Here is a 14,219-nt window from a genome sequence, read left to right as displayed (position 1 = left end):
CCGTTAAAATTTTTAAGATTTTTGTTGTTTGTCATAGAACTTTCTTAAATTTTTGCCGAGATTTCCGACATAAATGTTAAATATAATCGGGAGCCATAATTTTTAATATGATTGAAGAAATTCAAGTCGTAGAGTTGAGAGAAATTTATTCATTGCTGACAATGTGCTCTAATATGGCAGCTAAAGCATGTATGACATTAATTTTATCATCGGGAATGTCAAGAACTCGTGTGGAAAATTTAACCATCAATGATTTATTACTTTCATGCAACATTACATCAATTGATAATTTAGATGAATGTGGAGGTATGTTAGACATGTTGTTACGTCGAAATCCTGATAATATAATTCCAAGATGGGAAGATGTAACCGAAGATACATATCAGGTTAATTTTTCCAGCCCAGAATCTTTATTTTATACATTTCTACATTTAAAAGAGAGATTATGTGATGATGAATATATTGAGCCATCAGACAAATTATTTAAAATCTCTACAACAAGTTTATCTGAAAATTTTAACATTAGTAAAAAATTGACAGAAATGGAATCATATAACCATATTACACATAGATTGCCAGCGTCACATGCTTTCGGTGCGAAAGACCTACAAAATTTCTTTGAAAAGCAGTGTATAGATTTCTTACCTGATTATGGGGGTAAAACATACACTTATAAGCATCAAAAGTTTAGCAAACGTAAGGTTCAAACATTAAAGCTATTCAGGAAAGGCATCCCTAAAGATGAACCATATTTTAAAGAATTTCGCTCAAATCCGAATGCTTTATTATGGGATTATAGTCGGGTGCTTCCTCATGTAATAGCCAAGAATTACGATTCAATTGTGCCAGGTTGGGCGCGTAAAACTGATTATGGTACATCAGATGAAAAAGATATTGATAAATCTTTTGAGAAAGACTTTGATGCACGTGTAAAACTGCGCATGAAAGATAATGTTAAGAGAGATTACACAGATGTTGATGTAACTAATATTGTCAGTTCTCATGTCAGTTCTAGATTGAATAGTGCAAATACTACTGAATTTGATATGCGTCAACTGTTAGATTTTGCTTATGAAGATAATTCTATGGGATATTTCAAGGATTCTGAAAGATATCTTGATTGCCTGATGATGAAAGGTTATTTGAAGGAAGATATTCTCTCATGTATGGATAAAAACATAGAAATAATGCCGTTAACCGAAAGCAGACAAGTTGAGGACATTATCTCTATTCTTTCTAATAGGGGTATTATTGAATATTATTCTCTTGATTCTTTAAAATTGGAGTCCAATATCAAAAATTACATTGATTATTTATTATCTGATGGATCACAAGGTTTCATAACTCCTGATGCTGTTTTAGATATATGTTTTGTAACTATGCTTGAAACTGGTACTCCAGATTTAAATGTTTCATATCAATTTTATTAGTAAATCTTTTTTTTTAAAATCTCGAAATAAACCTCTTACTTTGTTAAGCATAACATATTATTCTTACCGAGACTTTTCTATCTTCTTTGACAACCTATTGCACATAGTATCAATTTGTTTGCGGGACTTATCGCTTACGTGTAGGATATCTATTTCATTCACATGAATATTGTCCTCAAAGAAAATTGGTGTTAATATAAAATCATAATAATTATATATTCCTTGTACATGTCTGTAATATCGTAACATTCCCTCTAAACCTTCTATGGATTTAAAACTCATATAGGATTTAAAATCTCTTGATTGTTCGTTTATTTTATATACTGGAGGAATATATGTGTATACTCTTTCACTTTCTCGTAATTGTTCCCATAATTCTTTCTTTTGACCTGATCTCATGTTATCAATTCTTTGGTTTAATGAATTGCTTAATTCCATTTTTATTTCCTCCTTCACTTAGTTTCATTATCTTTTTCTGCTATTAGTTTTCTGTATAATTCTGTGATGCTATATCGGACTATGTTGGATCTGCTCATCTGAGTCTGGTCGGCGATATAGTTCAGCATTTCTTCTACTTTTGGCGTTAATTTTACGCTCATTGGCTTGATTGTGTAATCAAGCGTATTACTTGTTTTTACTGAAGATTTATCTTCATTATTTTCTTTTAATTTCATAATACTACGTAGTTTTCTGTACTATATAAAGAACTAAATTTTTCCAGCATCGTAGGACAGTAAAACTTGAATAATATTCTCTATTTTTTCGTAGGACACTCTTTAGAGGTCTCTTTCGTTAGAAACACTTGGTTTGTAGGCGATGATTGGTATATATGCTGCGTGCTTATCTCTCAGTTTTTGTGAGGTTTGTTACGTTATATATCAAGCGTTAAATCGAAATAGGTGATATAAATGTATTTTGAACATAAAAAAGTAAATCCAAATGAAGAAATTAGTATGATGAACGCAACTGAGCTCTTCGAAGCTCTAATTGAGCTTGGCTTAACCGACAGCCAAGAGTATAAGGAAGAAGTTCTTCCACAAATTGACACCGCAATGAACCTTCATCCTGAAATAACATTCGACGAAATTGCTGAAACCTTCATCGACGACATTTTAGACATTGAAGACGTCCTTGAAAATGTCAACGTCGAAATATTATATGTCGAAGATTACGTCGGAACTGATTATGGCTATTACGATTGCAGCTACACTCTCGGTTACAGGATCACAGGTGCTTACACCTGTGAATGCGGCGCATACTTTGTTAAAACTGAAAGCCACAATTATTGTGGCAATTGTGGGGCTAAAATCTAAAAACTCCACTTTCTATTTTTAAATGGTGATATTATGGAAGGAAATAACTTTATTTCAAGTTTAGAGTCTTTTGATGTTGAATTTTATGTTGCTCACAAAGAGTTTTTGAACGAGGTTGAAATGAAAGTTTCAACTATCGATTTTGAAGAATTAGGTATTTAAGGAGGTAATTTCAATGGAAAAAATCTATCAAGTCAAATGTGTTGGATTAAGCTTTAATCATCCACAAAGTGACGTTAAAGCTGGTGAACAAGTAGTGTTGAAAGCAGATATGGATAACAAGTTTGATAAAGATGCGGTTGCTGTCTACAATTTAGATCATGAAATTGTCGGCCATGTAGCTAACTCTGAAAGAACTTTAAGCCCGAATAATAGGAGGAATGGTAACATCAGTGCTTCTGAGCTCAAAGGTGAAATTGATTTCACTGATAAAGAATTCTATGCAGAAGTTATGAGAGCTTATTCAAGTTGTCTGTACTTGGAAGTTCATGAAAATAAGTTTAAGTATTTAAACTCCGATGAAATATCAGTTCCTGAAATTAGTGAAGTTGCAGCTTTAAAATCAGAGATTGATGCTCTTAAGGTATTGGTTTCAAATTTGCAAGATGAACTGGATAGTTTAAAAGTGTTTGTAACTGTTGGTGGGGAAGATTCTTCTCCATCTACAACTTCTAATGGTAGAGTTCTTTATTCTGTGGTAGGATTAAGCCACTTTGATGGTCAAGATCACTTAGGTTATGATTTATCAATTGCTGAGGAGCCTATTTTTGAGGGTGCGAAAGGTACAGCTTTGTATCTTAAATCTGGAGACTACAGGGTTGGTGTTTTTCCATCAAATAAAAAGAAGCAGTACTGTTTGGATAATGACATTCCATACTATGACAGCAAAGTCCTTAAAGGTAGGTCTTTTGATGGCACTGTAATGATTGAAAAGATTGTCTATGGAGAGTATGCTGTTGTATCTGTCTAATTGTAACTTGTTGTTGAATTTGGTCCTGGAGCAAGACCTAAAACTGCTCCTTTTTTAATCGAAGATTTTTTGGAGGTAAAGTCTATGATAGTAAAAATAATCGATGAGAATTCTGTTGTTCTTGGAGCAGCAGATCTATATGAAAACAACTTTGATGGAGAGATTTCAGTGATTGATACTTTCCATTTAAGTGCAGATGAATCAGGTTTTGATACAATCTTTGGTACAAATGACCGCGAAGTTGAAATCCAACTCGATTACACTTTGAAGAGAAATTATGTAGCAAATGAAATAGTTGCTGATATTGTTTCTCAAAGAGCTGGTCAAGTGTATGATGAAGAACTTCTTTGTGAGTTTGTCAATGATTATTTTGAATCAGAACTTGAAAAGATTAGAGAATTAGTTGATGAACGAATGCAGGATTATCTTGAAGAGGATAATTTAACTGTTAAAAAATAATTGGAGTTGATATTATGCAAGAAATGAATAAAGAATTGCAAAATCAATTATGGAAAGAAGCTTGTTGCTTCATTGAAAACAGCAGTAGAAAACATTTGGCACATTTTGGTGTAACTCTTGAAAGTGCTGACAATCAGTATCTTGAATTGGCCTTTACCTGCCCCTGCAACGATGAAGGATATGATGATTTCCTTTCAATTATAGACATTGATTTCCTTCAAGTTGTAAGATTTGAATATCCTGCTGTAAGGATTCAAGAGTTCCATTCCGACATTGCCCTACAAGTGAACTATGATAGATACGAGTGGGAACATATTGTCCAGTTGAGTGTTGGAACTGTTGAAACTGCTGTCTTTAACAAATTCAGTTACTGGAAAAGAAATCATGACAAAATGACTGCGGGTTTTAGAAGATCAAGTAAAGAATTTGATATTATTTATTTGCAATCTCTGAAGAAACTGGCCAAGCAAATTGATGCTGAATATTACTACAATGGTGATGACATCTATGAGGAAATGACAATCATGGAAGGAGCAATCGAAGAAAAACTAGGGGGTGAATTAGAATGAGCTTTGATAGACGCTTTGAGCTACCAAATTTTGATGACTATGATGTAGACACATCAAATTGCGAAGAATGTCCCTATGCTCACGGCATTTGCTGGAAAGCAGGATACTGTATAGTTGAAGATTTGCAATGAGGTAATTGTTTTTTTATACCTCATTAATATAACGGCGTTAAGTGTATTTGATAGTTGAACAAGACCTAAGTAAGTCTCAAAACTGCTTAAAAACAATTAAATTAGGTGATATTATGGCAAAAATAACTGTTAAAGAACTTAGAAAAGAACAAATGGCACTCTGTGATTCATTAATTTTGGACACTGACAAGATGGATGAAATCATGAGAAAACATACTCAAAAACTGATTGATGGAGAATTCCACAATTACAGCATCAATAATATCTTATTGGCAGATGCACAGCTTTACAGAAGAACTGGTGAGACCACTGAATTGCTTGCACCATACAAACGTTGGGGTAAAGTTTCTAGAAACGTACGCCGTCATGAAAAAGCTTTATATATCTTAGCACCTATCTTTTTCGACAAAGAACGAGAGGACGGAACTCTAGAAAGAAAAATGTGGTTCAAAAAAGTCCCTGTTTTTGATTTAAGCCAAACTGAAGGTGAAAAATTTGAACCAAATTATGTAAAGTATGATGGTGACATTACCTTTGCAGATGTAGTTGCTAGATGTGTCATTCCAGTAATTGAATCCAACAAACAATTGACTCGTGGTTATACTGATGGAAAGAAAATCTGGGTTAGTCAGTACATTCCAGACGCTCAGAAGATCTGTGTTCTGTTCCATGAGATGGCCCATTACAAATTGCACTTTGATTCCGACAGGAATGAACTAACAAGTGCTACAAAGGAACTTGAAGCTGAAGCGATATCCTATATGATTTCGGCTGCCATTGGTATTCAGAATGATGAGTCTGCTGCATACATCAGGTCTTGGGCAGGTAACAACAGTCACGAGCTCATCAAGAATAAGGGCTCTAAATTGATTCGAGTTGCTCAGGAAATCATAGATGATCTTGACCTATGTGGTTTACTTGAAGGATGATGTTGTTTAACATTACCTTCACTATTTCTTATTCTAATTTTTACTTTACCTATATCACCACTAAAATATTTGGAGGTTTTTATCATGAAAAGAAACTGTTGTAACAATTGTATTGAATGTGAAATGTTAATCGAAGATGAAAGCATTGTCCTAATTAAAGGACATGGATTTTCAGAAACAAGAAGGTTCATTCCTGCTGTTAAATGTATGAGATTTGGCCAGTATGCTTTCAATCCTTCCGAACTTCCTAAATCACAAATACTTGATGACATGATTTGGGAATGAGTTGTTGAACTATGGAGGCTAAGCATCCTCCTTAAAAACTGCTGTAATTATTTTTTAGGTGATATTATGAGGTTAGAAAGAATACCACTTCCAAACGACACCATGTGTGTCATGGTTATATCTGACAATACAAACCACATGGTGTATTGTCTGGATGAACAAGCAGATGTAATAGAATCAATCCATATTGAAGATGCTTCAATAACTGAAGTTGTATCTTTGATAAAACATATGGTAATCCTTGTTTTGAATCCGCGCAAAGTGAATGGTATGATGAACGGATACAAACTTCGAGCAGGCCATATCTTTGAGGCAGATTACTATCCTTATGATCATATGGCTTGGAGATATTTTTTAGATGTGGAAAAGCTTTTAATAGTGAGGGAGTTCGCCAAATTAAAGAACGTGTTGAACTACGAATCAACTGAAGAGTACGAGCAAAAGAAAAATCGCATAACTGATTATATCTTCAGCCGACCAACACCAATTGAGAAAACAGATGAAACCGTCCATCAGAGAATGATTGAAGCTCGTAGATTTGAGCTTGGTGCTCTGCAAAATTGGATAATATAATTGTTGTTGAAATGACCTGTGAGGGTCTTAAAAATCTATATTTATTTTAAAAGGTGAAAAAAATGGACGCAGAAACTCAAGTAAATGAATTTGTAGCTGTTACATTGCTCGCTGCAATGACTTACTCTGAAAAAGAAAATCTATATGAATTTGCTGAGCTGGATGGTGATTTTGGCTTTGGTATTTGTGAAGATATAGATATTGAGGAGTTATATGTGGATGAACAAATGGATTTATTCGTTAAATGGCATAATAAAGCAAATGAGATGTTTTTAGAAAGAAGGAATGAAATTTTGGAGAGATTAGGATGAGATTTAGTACAACAGACGTTACTTGGTACGAAGACGGTGGACTACTTGAATGGTGGACTGGTGAAGGCCGTCCAGAAGACAGAAAATGCAAATATTGCACTCTTGAAGAAGCTGTGCAATTTGCTTGGCAAAACAATTTTTGTCTTTACATACAACCAGCTGAACAAGACGCAGGTTTGTTTGTGGACTATACTGAATAATGAGGTGATATTATGCAAAGAAAAGAAGCTTTAAAATTGTTAATTGAACTTGAAAACGCCTATGGTGTTCATGTAGGTCGTTGGCTCGATGAATTTGATAGGGATGATAGTTCCAGAGAATACCTCTCTAAAATGATGGAAATCGCATGCGAACTGCAAATCCCGTTTTCTATCGATTTAGAAGAGTTCAGAGAGTTTGAGAATGACTGCAAATATGAATTGCAAGATCGTGCTGCTGCAGAACTCTATTATCTGTGCCAACGTGATTTGGTAGAACGTTTATTATGAAGGAGGTAATTTAAATGAAAAAATTCCGCATTACAATAAATCCACGTACTGGATACGAAGTATCCTTTATGATTGAAGAATTTGAAGATCAAAGTTGGAAAATTTTTGATTACTACTACACTACATCTCAAGAAGCTTCAAGCCGCTTGATATGGGAGCGCGAACAATGCTCAAATGGTGTATTTGATTTAATCATTATTGATAACAGGCCATATTTCACTATGGTCTGAATTAACCATTTTACCATCACCTATTTGATTAATAATAAAAGGAAAAGTGATAAATATGTTATTAGGTTTTGCATTAGTAGGTTTAGCGTCTGCTTATGGTTTAAAAGCTGTTGCGAGTGACACAAAGACATTCATGTTGGAGAAGGAACTCAAGAAACGTGGTCCACTTGATGTTGAAAGAGATTTTGACTTAATATGCTTGATTTGCAGGATTAGACGTGTATCTTATCCAAGTCTCATAGGTGGTGAAGATACAGAAGTCTTACCTGAAAAGGGTATGGACAGGGCTTATGAATTTATTATGCAGGAGCCGCTCACAGAAATTTCTGATTTTGATAAATTTTGTGAAGTGTATAATACTGTAAGAGAACAGGAACTTGCAAAACAAAAAGAAATATGGAATAATGAATATCATGAAGTTGTTAATTCATTAAATCTTTCAGACGAGTTAATAACTTTCAGAAAGCGTGTTATCGGCATTCCAATATCTCATGATGAATTAATCGAAAGGTTATATTCAGTGACTGTTTTGAAGGATATTGCACCTAAGCCTGGTAAAGCGGTTATTGAAAATAACAGATCTGGAAGATTACATGTTTGGGCGTTACATGGTGTTCGACATTTTGAATCTGAAAAACTTTACAAAGCTTGCGCTAGGAAATGTGGAATTGATATGTATTAAGTAATTGCACCATTACCATCACCAAAATTAATTAAAATAAAAATGATGTGATTTAAAATGGTTTTAAGTTTGTTAATAGGTATGGCATTAGCCAAAGGAATAGCTGAATGTGCTCATGTAGCAAAAGGCGGTATGAGCTTTAAAGGAGAGGAAGAATTTGACAAAAAAGTAGCATATCATGGTATTGATACAACAGACATCTTACGTATAGCTAAAAGACATGGTATCTATCCCAATAAGAAAGGAATTCTTCCATTTTCTGAGCCGCCACATAGGGTTATCGAGTATGTTAAAAAGTATGCTAACAATCCTAGTGATGTAAGTAAATTTAAAGAAAATTGGCGTAAGACTGTTTCAAATCAGATAGAATCAAGGCATGAAAAGGTCAAAACAGGTAGTCATGACTCTAAAATGTATGACAAAAATCTAAAACAGCGTAAGAACAATGAGATACCTTATCTTAGCAGTTCAAAAACACGAATATTTGTTGTAGAGCACTGGATGGGCATGCCTAAGGGTGAACATCAACGTAGAGTCAATAAAATAGTGAAAACTACAATTTTTGGTGATTATCTTGCAGGAAAACCTGTTTTACGCCAAAATGATTGGCAGATGACTAGCTATGCTGAATATTATAAAGTCAAGTTGAACGCCGATACTAGAAAGGAAATGGGAGAAGTGGAATTTAATCGATTGTATAGGGAGTGTTGTGCTAAATGTGGCTATGATTATTAAGGATTGCAGGTTTTATTCCTGCTCCATTTCTTTTAAGTAGTAATAGATTTCTAATCCCAATGGTGTGAGTTCATAAAGTCTCCCGACTTTTTCATGTTCATTTATGCAAACTACTATATTTTCTTTCTTTAAATCTGATAATATGGCACTTATCTGATTTACTCGTAGATCCATTATCTTCGCAATCTCGGAAGGCATTAATAATGATTTATTAATAATATTTACAACATCTCGCCTGTTACTACTTCGCTTCACATACGAAAGGGCTCGAATAAAGTCATGCTTGTCAGTATTCATATAACTTTATATTACAGCATAAATAAATAGTGTATTAGTAACGATGTAGTATTGATTTAATATCATTTTAATAAGAACGAACAATATCAGAGAGGTGAAAAAATAAAATGTCAAAAAAGTTTTGCGATCAATGCGGTGCAGAAATGGACGTTTCTGCGAAATTTTGCGCATCTTGTGGTGCCAAAGTTGATGATGTGGTAAGTAATGATAAAACTGCTACTGTTAAAGTTGATAAAGCTAAAAATGATTCTAAAACTAATGGATTTGATTTTAGCAATCTTAACTTTGCAAATATTCTTAAGTTTGGGGTTGTTGGATTAATCATTGCATTAATAATCGGAATCATATTCTTAAATTTAACATGGGGAACAATCAGTACATCTATATACTACACTGATACTGGTTTAACTTGGCTCAGCTTTATAATTGGGGTTATTATTGCTGTTGGATTATTGTCAGCACACATGAAAGATAAAACTGAAGCAATAATTATGGGTTTATTTGTTGGTTTATTGACTGGGCTTTTAGAATCAAGTATTGTATCCATGTTTATGGGTAGACAGTTTGCGTTCTGGTTTGATACTTTTATAGGTAATCAAGCTTTAATATTGATAGTTATCGGTGTTGTTATTGCGTACGTTGGTAATGCGTATCTTAAAGATAAAATTCATTTAGGAATTATAAATAACTACTTAGGAGAATGATAAACATGCGCAAAATAGTTATAATATTAATTATTGCACTTGTTGCTTCACTATCTGTAGCAAGCGTAAGTGCTGGTTGGTTTGGAGATGATGTGAATGTTAAAGAAGTTGGTTTGGAACAATTTCCACAATTTGATAAATTTACTATTGTTTTGGTCCCTACCACAGATATAGATCACGTTAATGATGTATATTTAAAAAATGTTGAAATTAAATATCCTGATCAAACATATAAGTGGGATACGGTAAATCTTGCTTATCATAATAGTGATGCAGATAATATTGTATTAGATCAAGCTAATTCTTTATTAAAGGATTATCAATATGAATTATTTTTTAAATATACAAATATAGGCAACATTAATCGTAATACTGATTCATATCATATTAAAGCAGATGTTGTAGTTGATACAACAACTCAAGATGGTGTAGTAGTTGGACATATAGATACGGATACAAAATTGCTAAGAAACAGGATGTAGTTATTAATTAAAACTTGTAAAAATATTTTAAAGTAATGTAGATATTTTGTCTACATTTATTTCTTCTTTTTTTTTAGTTTGTGCATGTACAGTAACATGTTGATTATATGGACTTTTATATGATACTATTTTTTACTTGCAGTATTGATTCATAATTATATAAGTTTTATCATCAAGTATCCTAATTATAATGTGTTTCTTTCAGTATTTTGATGTTTACTCTTTTGGAAACTATTAAATATACAAGTTAAACATAAATATATACTAATTAATAAAAAATTGGGAGCAATACTATGAGATACAAAAAGAGTTTTATATTCATTTGTTTACTGGTTTGTTTGTTCAGCATTGCTAGTGTGGTAGCAGTTGATGTAAATGAAACTATGAGAGCAAATGAAAATCAAAATATAGATTTAATTGAAATAGATGATGAAAATAATAATATTTTTACGGTTGAAGAGCAATTAGATGATGTTGCTGCAACAGAAGAAGATGAATTAAGTGCGACACCAGGAACTTTTACAGATTTGGCTGGACAAATTACAGGAACGGAGTTAGTATTAGATAAAGATTATAAATATAATTCCGCTAAAGATTCGACTTATAAAAATGGTATTACAATTAAAACAAGAGGTTTTACTATTGATGGTCAAGGCCATAGTATTGATGGAAGTCAATTAAGTAGGATATTTAAAGTTACTTCACAAGATGTTACTTTAAAGAACATTATTTTTAAAAATGGTTATAGTTCAGAAAATGGGGGAGCCATTTACTGGACGGGTACTTGGGGCACTATAGAAAATTGTACTTTTTTAAATAATGCTGCAAATAAATCTGGAGGCGCAATTTGTTCAGTTGTTGAAAGTGTATTCTTTATTTCAAATTCAAGATTTGATAATAATGTAGCATATCGTGGAGGTGCGGTATATTCTCAAAATGCAGCATCTATTTATGATTCGAATTTTACAAATAATCGCGCTGATTATGGTGGGGGACTAAATCTAAATTGTCCTAACGATTCAGATTATGGAACACTTAGAAATACTACTTTCATTAGTAATACTGCTTCTGTTTCAGGTGGTGGGGCATACGTTAATGGAAATCATGTATCTATTTATGATTATTTAATTTTTGATAGTAATCATGCTAAATATGGTGGAGGCATTTATATATCTAGTGCATATAAATTCATAGGAGCTGATTTTTATAATAATGCTGCTACTTATGGTGGTGCGATATATGTTAATTCAATAAATATGTTATATTATGTTGATTTTCATAACAATAATGTTGCAACATATGGGGATGCAATTTACTTTAAAAGTAAATATCCAAATTATTATAATTCCAATTATGGTTATTCCGATGCCCATTTCACATTTAATGGAGAAAAAACTAATTATAATAGATTCTTATATATCCCTAACAAATATAGTTCTAATTTAAATGTAAATGTAAATAATACTATAATATTCGAACTTTTAAATGTTACAATTGATTTTCATGAAAGTTATGATGGTATAATTAATGTAGATATCTATAATGAATTAAATGAATCAGTCTTTAATTCTCAAATTAATCTCATTGGTAAAGGTGAATCTATTAACTTATTAATCCCTAATTTACCTCGTGGAAACTATGTTCTAAATGCCACATATTCTGGAGATAATATGTATGCTACAAAATCATTCAGTTCCAATTTTTCAGTATTTGGTTTGCCTGCAAATCTTACTTTTGAACCAGATTGTATTGACTGGGGTGATGAATTTGTTTTAGCTCCTTATGTGGTTGAGGGAGCTACTGGCCAAATAAAAGTATATGTTAATGGTAAGTATATAACTACAATGCCAGTTGGTTCCACATACACTTTAAATAATCTTAGTGGACCTTATAGTAATATTACTTTAGTTTATTTAGGAGATAACATATATAATTCAAGTACCTTCACTGATTCTGTATTTGTAAGTAGAATTGATCCAACCAGATATTTTTATACAATTGAATCTGGAATAACATCAAATATTACTCTTGTATTAAATGAGGATGCAACTGGAAATATTAGTGTAAATTTCAATGGTGGAAATTACCAAGGTAAATTGGTTAATGGTTTTTTTACATTCACTACAACTTATTTAAAAAGTGGTGTGAAATATATATCTGTTAATTATGAAGGTGATTCTAAATATGAATCTTTCAACATCATTAATGAACCGGTTATTGTAATTCTTAAATCACAGGATATTAATTTAAACATAGATAACTGTCTGTATGGTAGAAATGTTGTTTTAACTCCATTAGTTAGTGGTTCATTTGGGGAATTTGAGATTTATGTCGATGGTGTTTATGAAACTACCATTGATGAAGGAGATAGTTATACCATATCCAAACCTTCGTTAGGTAAACATGATGTTAAAGTCAAATATATTGATAATGTTTATTATGCTAATAAAGAATATTCAACATCTTTCATGGTGTATAAAGTATATCCAATTGAGTTTTCAGAAATGCCTATACTTTATGGTAGTGGTGATGAATTCAAGGTTAAGTTCTATGATGAGTATGGCAATGTATTAACTTATAAATATGTAATCTTCAATATTGATGGTGATGACTATTCTGCACGTACAGATGCTAATGGAATTGCAATATTGCCAAAACATTTAGGACTTGGAAGTTATAATATCACTATTATTAATCCTGTTGTTAGTGAGAAAGCTTATCATAATTTATTAATTTTTACAAGTATTCAAGCTGAAAATATCACCATCATCTGTAATACTGATTATGAATTTAAAGCTTTGTTTTTAGACAAAAATGCCGAAAAATTAGTTAACACCCCAATATTATTTAGATTCAATAATGAAGAGAAAGTTGTTACTACTGATGAGGAAGGTATGGCAAGTTTAAAATTAAATTTAAACATTGGAATTTATGATATTACTTCAATCAATACTTTAACTGATGAAATTAAAGTAAATAAAATATTTGTCACAACTCCTGATGGAAAATACACTTATGACATTCCTGAAAAAGACATAAACATACCAACATTCCCTAGTTCTCCGGGAAGTTCAGTAAGTATAAAATTGCCAAGTGATGCTACAGGAACTATAACTTTAAATATTGGTGGCAAGAATTATAATTTCAATGTTGTTGGAGGGGTGGCTAATGTCAAAATTCCAGATTTAGCTAATGGAGTTTATAAGTATTCTATAACTTATTCTGGTAATAGCAAATATTCTCCATTTACAAAAACTGGAAGTGTAACTATTAAAAAACAAACAACTCCATCTAAGTCAGTAGCTAAAACAACATTAACACTTAAAAAAGTAACTGTTAAGAGATCTGCCAAGAAATTAGTTATCCGGGCCACTTTAAAAGTTAATAGTAAAGCAGTTAAAGGAAAAATTATTAAATTCAAGTTTAATAAGAAAACTTACAAGGCTAAAACCAATGCCAAAGGTGTAGCTAAGATTACTGTTAAAAAAGCAGTTCTTAAGAAACTCAAAAAAGGTAAAAAGGTAACATATACTGCTACGTACGGAAAAGTGACCAAAAAGGTAACTGTGAAAGTTAAAAAGTAATTGCTTCGGCACTTACTTTCTTTTTTTATTTTTTTTACTATCAACAC

Annotated in this window: 22 protein-coding genes; 19 read left to right on the top strand and 3 right to left on the bottom strand. The window is 32.2% G+C overall.

Annotation, left to right across the window (positions count from 1 at the left end; all coding sequences use genetic code 11):
- Positions 1–107 precede the first annotated feature (107 nt).
- Complete coding sequence (locus MBBTH_RS02370) at positions 108–1,430, top strand: hypothetical protein (RefSeq protein WP_133241931.1); 1,323 nt, start codon at positions 108–110, stop codon at positions 1,428–1,430.
- Positions 1,431–1,493: 63 nt separating this feature from the next.
- On the opposite strand, the gene MBBTH_RS02365 is transcribed toward MBBTH_RS02370, so the two are convergent.
- Complete coding sequence (locus MBBTH_RS02365) at positions 1,494–1,868, bottom strand: hypothetical protein (RefSeq protein ID WP_116591447.1); 375 nt, start codon at positions 1,866–1,868, stop codon at positions 1,494–1,496.
- A gap of 14 nt (positions 1,869–1,882) precedes the next feature.
- The gene (locus MBBTH_RS02360) at positions 1,883–2,104 is read right to left on the bottom strand and encodes a hypothetical protein (RefSeq protein WP_116591446.1); all 222 of its coding nucleotides are present in this window, start codon (positions 2,102–2,104) and stop codon (positions 1,883–1,885) included.
- A 234-nt stretch (positions 2,105–2,338) separates the two neighbouring features.
- Between MBBTH_RS02360 and MBBTH_RS02355 the strand changes: the two genes are divergently transcribed.
- From MBBTH_RS02355 to MBBTH_RS02295, 15 genes are all read left to right on the top strand, one after another.
- A complete protein-coding gene (locus MBBTH_RS02355) occupies positions 2,339–2,743 on the top strand; it encodes a hypothetical protein (protein WP_116591445.1) in 405 nt (134 codons plus the stop codon).
- Positions 2,744–2,776: 33 nt separating this feature from the next.
- Positions 2,777–2,905 carry a hypothetical protein gene (locus MBBTH_RS11170; RefSeq protein ID WP_279305932.1) on the top strand — a complete coding sequence of 43 codons (129 nt, stop codon included), beginning with the start codon at positions 2,777–2,779 and terminating at the stop codon, positions 2,903–2,905.
- Positions 2,906–2,918: 13 nt separating this feature from the next.
- Complete coding sequence (locus MBBTH_RS02350; RefSeq protein ID WP_116591444.1) at positions 2,919–3,713, top strand: HIRAN domain-containing protein; 795 nt, start codon at positions 2,919–2,921, stop codon at positions 3,711–3,713.
- A gap of 84 nt (positions 3,714–3,797) precedes the next feature.
- Entirely contained in the window at positions 3,798–4,172 is a 375-nt protein-coding gene (locus MBBTH_RS02345; RefSeq protein ID WP_116591443.1) for a hypothetical protein, read from the top strand.
- Between the two features lie 14 nt (positions 4,173–4,186).
- The gene (locus tag MBBTH_RS02340; protein WP_116591442.1) at positions 4,187–4,741 is read left to right on the top strand and encodes a hypothetical protein; all 555 of its coding nucleotides are present in this window, start codon (positions 4,187–4,189) and stop codon (positions 4,739–4,741) included.
- On the top strand, positions 4,738–4,872 hold the full coding sequence (locus MBBTH_RS11165) for a hypothetical protein (protein WP_279305931.1): 135 nt from the start codon (positions 4,738–4,740) through the stop codon (positions 4,870–4,872). Before MBBTH_RS02340 ends, MBBTH_RS11165 begins: the two co-directional genes overlap by 4 nt.
- 113 nt (positions 4,873–4,985) lie before the next feature.
- On the top strand, positions 4,986–5,801 hold the full coding sequence (locus tag MBBTH_RS02335; RefSeq protein WP_116591441.1) for a zincin-like metallopeptidase domain-containing protein: 816 nt from the start codon (positions 4,986–4,988) through the stop codon (positions 5,799–5,801).
- A gap of 84 nt (positions 5,802–5,885) precedes the next feature.
- A complete protein-coding gene (locus MBBTH_RS02330) occupies positions 5,886–6,086 on the top strand; it encodes a hypothetical protein (RefSeq protein ID WP_116591440.1) in 201 nt (66 codons plus the stop codon).
- 138 nt (positions 6,087–6,224) lie between these two features.
- Positions 6,225–6,659, top strand: a complete 435-nt coding sequence (locus tag MBBTH_RS02325) for a hypothetical protein (protein WP_165814009.1) — start codon at positions 6,225–6,227, stop codon at positions 6,657–6,659.
- Between the two features lie 62 nt (positions 6,660–6,721).
- Positions 6,722–6,970 carry a hypothetical protein gene (locus MBBTH_RS02320; protein ID WP_116591438.1) on the top strand — a complete coding sequence of 83 codons (249 nt, stop codon included), beginning with the start codon at positions 6,722–6,724 and terminating at the stop codon, positions 6,968–6,970.
- The gene (locus tag MBBTH_RS02315) at positions 6,967–7,170 is read left to right on the top strand and encodes a hypothetical protein (RefSeq protein WP_116591437.1); all 204 of its coding nucleotides are present in this window, start codon (positions 6,967–6,969) and stop codon (positions 7,168–7,170) included. Before MBBTH_RS02320 ends, MBBTH_RS02315 begins: the two co-directional genes overlap by 4 nt.
- A gap of 12 nt (positions 7,171–7,182) precedes the next feature.
- Positions 7,183–7,458 carry a hypothetical protein gene (locus MBBTH_RS02310; RefSeq protein ID WP_116591436.1) on the top strand — a complete coding sequence of 92 codons (276 nt, stop codon included), beginning with the start codon at positions 7,183–7,185 and terminating at the stop codon, positions 7,456–7,458.
- A gap of 14 nt (positions 7,459–7,472) precedes the next feature.
- Positions 7,473–7,688 carry a hypothetical protein gene (locus MBBTH_RS02305; RefSeq protein ID WP_116591435.1) on the top strand — a complete coding sequence of 72 codons (216 nt, stop codon included), beginning with the start codon at positions 7,473–7,475 and terminating at the stop codon, positions 7,686–7,688.
- Positions 7,689–7,743: 55 nt separating this feature from the next.
- Positions 7,744–8,370, top strand: coding sequence for a hypothetical protein (locus MBBTH_RS02300; protein ID WP_116591434.1), 627 nt, complete (start codon positions 7,744–7,746; stop codon positions 8,368–8,370).
- Positions 8,371–8,502: 132 nt separating this feature from the next.
- The gene (locus MBBTH_RS02295) at positions 8,503–9,105 is read left to right on the top strand and encodes a hypothetical protein (RefSeq protein ID WP_133241929.1); all 603 of its coding nucleotides are present in this window, start codon (positions 8,503–8,505) and stop codon (positions 9,103–9,105) included.
- A 12-nt stretch (positions 9,106–9,117) separates the two neighbouring features.
- Here MBBTH_RS02295 and MBBTH_RS02290 read toward each other — a convergent pair whose 3' ends face one another.
- A complete protein-coding gene (locus MBBTH_RS02290) occupies positions 9,118–9,402 on the bottom strand; it encodes a MarR family transcriptional regulator (RefSeq protein WP_243409623.1) in 285 nt (94 codons plus the stop codon).
- A gap of 107 nt (positions 9,403–9,509) precedes the next feature.
- Between MBBTH_RS02290 and MBBTH_RS02285 the strand changes: the two genes are divergently transcribed.
- The 3 genes from MBBTH_RS02285 (at position 9,510) to MBBTH_RS02275 (ending at position 14,172) form a co-directional block, all read left to right on the top strand.
- On the top strand, positions 9,510–10,106 hold the full coding sequence (locus MBBTH_RS02285; RefSeq protein WP_116591432.1) for a zinc ribbon domain-containing protein: 597 nt from the start codon (positions 9,510–9,512) through the stop codon (positions 10,104–10,106).
- A gap of 5 nt (positions 10,107–10,111) precedes the next feature.
- On the top strand, positions 10,112–10,588 hold the full coding sequence (locus tag MBBTH_RS02280; RefSeq protein ID WP_116591431.1) for a hypothetical protein: 477 nt from the start codon (positions 10,112–10,114) through the stop codon (positions 10,586–10,588).
- 293 nt (positions 10,589–10,881) lie between these two features.
- On the top strand, positions 10,882–14,172 hold the full coding sequence (locus MBBTH_RS02275; RefSeq protein ID WP_116591430.1) for an Ig-like domain-containing protein: 3,291 nt from the start codon (positions 10,882–10,884) through the stop codon (positions 14,170–14,172).
- Positions 14,173–14,219 lie beyond the last annotated feature (47 nt).

Origin of the sequence: Methanobrevibacter thaueri (assembly GCF_003111625.1) — an archaeon.
Taxonomy (GTDB): domain Archaea; phylum Methanobacteriota; class Methanobacteria; order Methanobacteriales; family Methanobacteriaceae; genus Methanocatella; species Methanocatella thaueri.
Note: the sequence above shows the minus strand (reverse complement) of the source record. Positions and strands in the feature narration are given on the sequence as shown.

Bases quoted from the DNA above. Each gene is read 5' to 3' on its own strand.
- MBBTH_RS02295 (WP_133241929.1), top strand. From the start codon at position 8,503: ATGAGCTTTAAAGGAGAGGAAGAATTTGACAAAAAAGTAGCATATCAT.
- MBBTH_RS02370 (WP_133241931.1), top strand. From the start codon at position 108: ATGATTGAAGAAATTCAAGTCGTAGAGTTGAGAGAAATTTATTCATTG.
- MBBTH_RS11165 (WP_279305931.1), top strand. From the start codon at position 4,738: ATGAGCTTTGATAGACGCTTTGAGCTACCAAATTTTGATGACTATGAT.
- MBBTH_RS02325 (WP_165814009.1), top strand. From the start codon at position 6,225: ATGGTGTATTGTCTGGATGAACAAGCAGATGTAATAGAATCAATCCAT.
- MBBTH_RS02345 (WP_116591443.1), top strand. From the start codon at position 3,798: ATGATAGTAAAAATAATCGATGAGAATTCTGTTGTTCTTGGAGCAGCA.
- MBBTH_RS02300 (WP_116591434.1), top strand. From the start codon at position 7,744: ATGTTATTAGGTTTTGCATTAGTAGGTTTAGCGTCTGCTTATGGTTTA.
- MBBTH_RS02330 (WP_116591440.1), top strand. From the start codon at position 5,886: ATGAAAAGAAACTGTTGTAACAATTGTATTGAATGTGAAATGTTAATC.
- MBBTH_RS02355 (WP_116591445.1), top strand. From the start codon at position 2,339: ATGTATTTTGAACATAAAAAAGTAAATCCAAATGAAGAAATTAGTATG.
- MBBTH_RS02340 (WP_116591442.1), top strand. From the start codon at position 4,187: ATGCAAGAAATGAATAAAGAATTGCAAAATCAATTATGGAAAGAAGCT.
- MBBTH_RS11170 (WP_279305932.1), top strand. From the start codon at position 2,777: ATGGAAGGAAATAACTTTATTTCAAGTTTAGAGTCTTTTGATGTTGAA.
- MBBTH_RS02335 (WP_116591441.1), top strand. From the start codon at position 4,986: ATGGCAAAAATAACTGTTAAAGAACTTAGAAAAGAACAAATGGCACTC.
- MBBTH_RS02365 (WP_116591447.1), bottom strand. From the start codon at position 1,868: ATGGAATTAAGCAATTCATTAAACCAAAGAATTGATAACATGAGATCA.
- MBBTH_RS02350 (WP_116591444.1), top strand. From the start codon at position 2,919: ATGGAAAAAATCTATCAAGTCAAATGTGTTGGATTAAGCTTTAATCAT.
- MBBTH_RS02275 (WP_116591430.1), top strand. From the start codon at position 10,882: ATGAGATACAAAAAGAGTTTTATATTCATTTGTTTACTGGTTTGTTTG.
- MBBTH_RS02360 (WP_116591446.1), bottom strand. From the start codon at position 2,104: ATGAAATTAAAAGAAAATAATGAAGATAAATCTTCAGTAAAAACAAGT.
- MBBTH_RS02320 (WP_116591438.1), top strand. From the start codon at position 6,722: ATGGACGCAGAAACTCAAGTAAATGAATTTGTAGCTGTTACATTGCTC.
- MBBTH_RS02285 (WP_116591432.1), top strand. From the start codon at position 9,510: ATGTCAAAAAAGTTTTGCGATCAATGCGGTGCAGAAATGGACGTTTCT.
- MBBTH_RS02310 (WP_116591436.1), top strand. From the start codon at position 7,183: ATGCAAAGAAAAGAAGCTTTAAAATTGTTAATTGAACTTGAAAACGCC.
- MBBTH_RS02315 (WP_116591437.1), top strand. From the start codon at position 6,967: ATGAGATTTAGTACAACAGACGTTACTTGGTACGAAGACGGTGGACTA.
- MBBTH_RS02290 (WP_243409623.1), bottom strand. From the start codon at position 9,402: ATGAATACTGACAAGCATGACTTTATTCGAGCCCTTTCGTATGTGAAG.
- MBBTH_RS02280 (WP_116591431.1), top strand. From the start codon at position 10,112: ATGCGCAAAATAGTTATAATATTAATTATTGCACTTGTTGCTTCACTA.
- MBBTH_RS02305 (WP_116591435.1), top strand. From the start codon at position 7,473: ATGAAAAAATTCCGCATTACAATAAATCCACGTACTGGATACGAAGTA.